General features: G+C 69.4%; 4 protein-coding genes and 1 pseudogene. 4 read left to right on the top strand and 1 reads right to left on the bottom strand.

Annotated elements, in window-relative coordinates; genetic code table 11:
- From LQV45_RS16555 to LQV45_RS16540, 4 genes and pseudogenes are all read left to right on the top strand, one after another.
- Positions 1–216: pseudogene (locus tag LQV45_RS16555) on the top strand (MFS transporter); the annotation flags it as partial.
- A 1-nt stretch (position 217) separates the two neighbouring features.
- The gene (locus tag LQV45_RS16550) at positions 218–2,509 is read left to right on the top strand and encodes a molybdopterin oxidoreductase family protein (protein WP_230007968.1); all 2,292 of its coding nucleotides are present in this window, start codon (positions 218–220) and stop codon (positions 2,507–2,509) included.
- Complete coding sequence (locus tag LQV45_RS16545; protein WP_230007967.1) at positions 2,506–4,065, top strand: FAD-dependent oxidoreductase; 1,560 nt, start codon at positions 2,506–2,508, stop codon at positions 4,063–4,065. Before LQV45_RS16550 ends, LQV45_RS16545 begins: the two co-directional genes overlap by 4 nt.
- A 91-nt stretch (positions 4,066–4,156) precedes the next feature.
- Positions 4,157–4,870: a hypothetical protein gene (locus tag LQV45_RS16540; protein WP_230007966.1), complete on the top strand. Its 714-nt coding sequence runs from the start codon at positions 4,157–4,159 to the stop codon at positions 4,868–4,870.
- 305 nt (positions 4,871–5,175) lie between these two features.
- Here the strand turns inward: LQV45_RS16540 and LQV45_RS16535 are convergent, their stop codons facing one another.
- Positions 5,176–5,451 carry a hypothetical protein gene (locus LQV45_RS16535; protein WP_230007965.1) on the bottom strand — a complete coding sequence of 92 codons (276 nt, stop codon included), beginning with the start codon at positions 5,449–5,451 and terminating at the stop codon, positions 5,176–5,178.
- Between the last annotated feature and the right edge of the window lie 107 nt (positions 5,452–5,558).

The raw sequence follows: 5,558 nt of genomic DNA, 5'->3' as shown, positions 1-5,558 counted from the left end.
ACCCAGCGGCTAGCGTCCTCGGCCCTCGGCCTGATCTCGGCCATCGGCGCCTACGGCGGATTCATCATCCCCCAGGTCCTCAACGCCTCCAACACCGCCAGCGGTTCCTACACCTCGGCGTTCTACGGCTTCGTGGGGGCCTATGTGCTGATGCTGGTGGTCTGCTGGTTCTGCTACATCCGCAACGCCAACCGAAATGCGATGGGACACGTCTAACATGACCAAAAGCGCCGACACGCACTGCCCTTACTGCGCTCTGCAGTGCGCCATGACGCTCACATCTCCAGCGGCTGTGACCCCGGCTGTCCAGCCGGGGTCAGACCCCGTAGACGCTGCACCGGGCCCCGCCACTACCCCAACGTCCGCGCCGCTCCTGACAGTCGCCGGACGGGACTTCCCCACCAACCGCGGCGGCTTGTGCCGCAAGGGCTGGACCTCCGCCTCGTTGCTGGACCACCCGGGCCGCGTCACGGAGCCCCTGCTGAAGGGCGCCGACGGCGTCCACCACCCGGTCAGCTGGGACGAGGCCCTCATGCGGATCGTCTCCGCCGTAAAGCAGGCCCGCCTCGAGCACGGGGCTGACGCCGTCGGCGTGTTTGGCGGCGGCGGCCTCACCAATGAGAAGGCCTACCAGCTGGGCAAGTTCGCCAGGCTGGCTTTGGGCACCTCACGGATCGACTACAACGGGCGGTTCTGCATGTCCTCGGCCGCCGCGGCCGGCATGCGCGCCTTCGGCCTGGACCGCGGGCTCCCGTTCCCGCTCGCGGACCTCGACACCGCCAGCACCATCCTGATGCTCGGCTCCAACGTTGCCGAGACCATGCCGCCCTTCGTCCAGCACCTCCAGGGGGCGCGCGACGCCGGCGGCCTGATCGTCGTCGACCCCCGGCGCTCCGCCACCGCCGCCTTCACCTCCGACGGCGGCGGGCTGCACCTGCAGCCGCTGCCCGGCACCGACCTCGCCCTGCTCCTGGGCATCTCCCACGCGGTGATCCACGAGGGCCTCGCGGACGCGCGATACATCGCGGACCGGACCACGGGTTATGACGCCGTGGTCCGCAGCGTCGGAAGCTTTTGGCCCGAACGGGTCCAGTCGATCACCGGCGTCCCCGCCGGGCTGATCCGTGAAACCGCCCGGCGGCTGGCCGACGGCGCCGGCAAGGGCGGCAGCTACATCCTCACCGGCCGCGGCGTCGAACAGCACGTGGACGGCACTGACACCGCCACGGCCGCCATTAACCTCTCCCTCCTGCTGGGCCTGCCGGGCTCCGCGCGCAGCGGCTACGGCACGCTCACCGGCCAGGGCAACGGCCAGGGCGGCCGCGAACACGGCCAGAAGGCGGACCAGCTCCCCGGCTACCGGAAGATCACCGATCCCGCCGCCCGCGCCCACATGGCCAGGGTCTGGGGCGTGCCCGAACCCCTGATTCCCGGCCCCGGCCTTCCCGCCGTCGAACTGCTCAAGTCGCTGGGACAGCCCGACGGCGTCCGGTGCCTCTTCGTGCACGGCGCCAACGTGGCGGTGTCCGCCCCGGATGCGAATGCCGTGATCGCGGGCCTGCGCAGCCTGGACTTCCTGGTGGTGTGCGACTTCTTCCTCTCCGAGACCGCCGCCGAGGCGGACCTGGTCCTGCCGGTGACCCAGTGGGCCGAGGAAGAAGGAACCCTCACCAACCTCGAGGGCCGCGTGCTCCGCCGCCGCCGGGCCCTCACTCCCCCGCCCGGTGTCCGCAGCGAGCTGTGGATCATGACCCGGCTGGCCGAAATGCTGCACGCGCCGTCCACCTTCAGCGAGGATCCGGAAACAGTGTTCGAGGAGCTCCGGCTCGCGTCCTCCGGCGGCCTGGCCGACTACTCCGGGATCGACTACGCCATGCTGGACCGCGGCGAGGCCGCCTACTGGCCCTACCCCGCCGGGAGCGCGGGCACGCCGCGGCTCTTCCTGGACGCCTTCGCCCATGCGGGCGGCCGGGCAGTGTTCACGCCGGTGACGCCCCGGCGTCGTTCTACTTCTGCGGGCGTCCCGTCCGCGGCGGACCGCCGGGAGGACCAGCGGGCCGACCGGGCCGGCGACGATCGTCCCGGCACGCCGATGACCCTTATTACCGGCCGCCTGATGGAGCACTACCAATCCGGCGCGCAAACCCGCCGGGTGGCCGCCCTGGCCGAGGCACAGCCGGAGGCGCGGCTCCAGCTCCACCCCGCCGCGGCCGCCGCCCAGGGCATCGCCGACGGCGACTACGTCTCGATTTCCAACGAACGCGGCGTGGTCAGCTGCCGCGCCGAACTGAGCACGGACATCCGGCCGGAGACGGTGTTCCTGCCGTTCCACTTCCCGGAGCTCGAGAGCGCCAACCGACTCACGGAGGCGGCCACGGACCCCATTTCCGGGATGCCCGAGTTCAAGACCAGCAAAGTGTGGATCCGCCCGGCAGCTTCCCTGGATGCCCTGGCCGGCAAGCACAGCGGCGTTCCAGCCCGCGTTCTTCAAGCAGAGGAGACCTCATGACTGAGCGGATTGTGGTGGTGGGCTTCGGGCCCGTCGCCGCGAGGCTGATCGACGAGCTGCTGCCGGCCGTGCGCAGCGGCATCGCACACCTGACCGTGGTCGGCGAAGAGTCCGAGGCGGCGTACAACCGAGTGCTGGTGGCGGATCTTGGCGTCGGCCGGACGACGCCGGCCGCGCTCGCCCTCGCGGACGCGGCGGCACTGGTGGCCGACGGCGTCGATGTCCGGCTGGGCGTCCGCGTCCGCCGCGTGGACCGTGCCCGGCAGCAGGTCTTGTTGAGCGACGGCACCTCCCCCGGCTACGAGCGGCTCGTCTTCGCCACCGGTTCACGGCCGGTCATCCCCAACCTGACCGGGCTCAATCCGGACCCGGCCGCGCCGGTGCTGCCGCCGGGCGTGACCGCCCTGCGCGATCTCCGCGACGCGTCCGTGCTGCACTCTGCCGTGGCCGGCGGCAAGCGCGTGGTGGTCCTGGGCGGCGGTGTGCTGGGCCTGGAGACGGCCCTCGCCGCGGCCGAGGAAGGCGCCACGGTGACCGTGGTGCACAACGGCCCGCATCCCTTGGGCCGGAACATCGACCGCGGCGGCGGCGCCGTGCTCGCGGCGTCCCTGCGGAACTGCGGCGTGCGGGTGGCCGGCAACGCCCGCTCGGTCGGCGTCGAACACAACGCGCCCGACGGCGGTTTCTCCGCCTTGTTGCTGGATGACGGCTCCGCGATCGACGGCGACCTCCTGGTCCTCTCCTGCGGTGTCCGGCCGCGGACCGAACTGGCGGAGGGCTGCGGGCTCTCCACCGGTGCCGGGATCCTGGTGGACCACAAGCTCCGCGCCCACCACGAGCCCCACATCTTCGCGATCGGCGACTGCGCCGAGGTCCGCTGCCCGGACCCCGAATGCGTTCAGTGCCGGACTGCGAGGGGACCCTCCGGGCTGGTCGGCCCGGGCTGGCGGCAGGCCGAATGGCTCGCCGACTATCTGACCCTGCTGGCGTCCGGGCCCGAGGCGGAGGCCGAAGCTTTGCCGTCCCTGCCGGCGGAACTGCCGGGCGTGATCGTGCTCAAGGCCCGCGGCATGAACATGGCCGTGGCCGGGGACGTGTCCGCAGATCCCTGGGACGAGGAAGCCTTGAACTCAGGGGCCGTGAACGGCCGGCCCCGGCTGCAGATCGCCCAGTGGGCCGATCCCGAGCACGGCCGCTACGTCAAGATGACCACCCGCGCCGGCGTGCTGGAAGGGCTCGTGGCCGTGGGCATGCCGCGAACCTCGGCCGAGCTGGTGCAGCTCTTCGAACGCGGCGCGGAACTGCCCGCCGACAGGTCACTGCTGCTGCGCCTGGACGGGCCGGACCAGATCGCTTCCGCGGGTGCCGCCGACCCCGCCCGGACCGTCTGCCGGTGCGCCGGCGTCAGCGGCACGGCGATTGCTACGGCCGTGTCCGAGGGCTGCGGAACGGTGCCCGAGGTATCGGCGTCCACCCGCGCCGGCACGGGCTGCGGCGGCTGCCACGAGGACATCAAGGGCATCATCGAGGCCCACTTTCAGGGGGCGGCTGCCTGATCATCCGGCCACTGTTGCGCCCCAACACCGACGAAGGCCGTCAGCATCTTGTGTCTGGCGTCCGCCCGACAATGCGACACATGTCGCAACGATGGCCGCGGTAGTCGATCTCGGCGATGATGGTCCGGTGAACAGCGCTGAGGAATCAATTTTAAAGATCGTGACGGTACCGGACTCCGCAGATGCTCGGTTGTTCGTCGAGTTGTCGAGCTACGGGGCGGATCTTGCTGAAGCTCGCCATGCCCTCGATCTCGCGATCAAGTCCCGTGGGGAGGGCTCTCAGCTCGAGGACGCGGGCGCCTATCTGATCGCCTTCGCCGTCGTCGCATACTGCCGCACCTACTTCCCCTCGAACGTGCGCAAGCCACTGATCGACCACATCGCCATCCCCGATGAGCTCTTAGACATTCACCAGCTGGTGGGGGCATTCAGGAACACCACGATTGCGCACTCGCAATCAAACGTGGCGACAACTTTTCCGGTGGGTGTCCTCGATGCCTCAACCCTTCGAGTGCGGGATGTGTCGGCAATGACCGCGTCGCAGACGCTGCCGCCTCCGCTCGTGGAGCTTTTCCGCGAACTCGTCGAAACAGTGGACGATCGCCTCTTCGAGGTGACCGAGGCAGTCCGGCAGAGGCTGGCCGAGCAGTTGAGCAGGGCCGACCTTGCGAGGATGGTTGACGAGGGCGGCCAGCTAAAGATAGTCGACGCCACGGACGAGGACTTCACCCCACGAACGAGGCGGCGTCCTTATCCCGCCTCACACACGTGGTACTGGTCGGCAACGTCGCAGACGGGCGACTGACTCCGCGTGCGCAACAACAATGTTGCCGGTACCAGGTGTGGGTCGTACGTTTACCACCTACAGCTAATCGGGCGTGTGGTCGGCAAGGTCGAACAAGCCTGAGGCCCAGTTCAGAAACGTTGCCCGCGTATCGGTGAACGGGCAGCCGTGTTGGGCGTGGCGGCGAACTATATCCGCGGGGTTTCCGCCATCGGTGCCCGCGAGGCACAGCTGGACCGGGCCATGGTTCCGGCGCCCCGGAATACGCTCTCCGCCGGACACCGGTGCGGCCCCGCTACCCCTTTTAGACCCCGGGCCGGCGGGGTTTACTGCGCTGCGTTGTCGAAATTCTTCTGCCACTGGGCATGCTCGCGGGCGGCATCCAGCCGGCGGCTGGCAGTCCACCTGGGCAGATAGTCGGGCCGTGGCAACTCGAGGGCAGGCCTGGGCTTGGCCGCTGGCCGGGTCTGGATGGACTTGGCAACAGGGCGAGCCTGGACGGGCCTGGCCACAGGCCGGGTCTGAACGTGCTCCCGGCGGTAGTTCGGCTTGGGGTCGGCGATCGTCCAATTGATCAAGGTGCGCATGATCAGCACGAGCACCCACAGGCCGATCCCAGCCACGATGTATTACCAAAACAAGACCAGCAGCAAAATGGCTACTAGCACGAAAAGGAACATGACGCCATTATGCATTTTCGACGCACCAG

This window comes from Microbacterium sp. Bi128, from assembly GCF_918698205.1.
The sequence above is the reverse complement of the archived record's forward strand: the minus strand, read 5'-3'. Positions and strand labels throughout refer to the sequence as shown.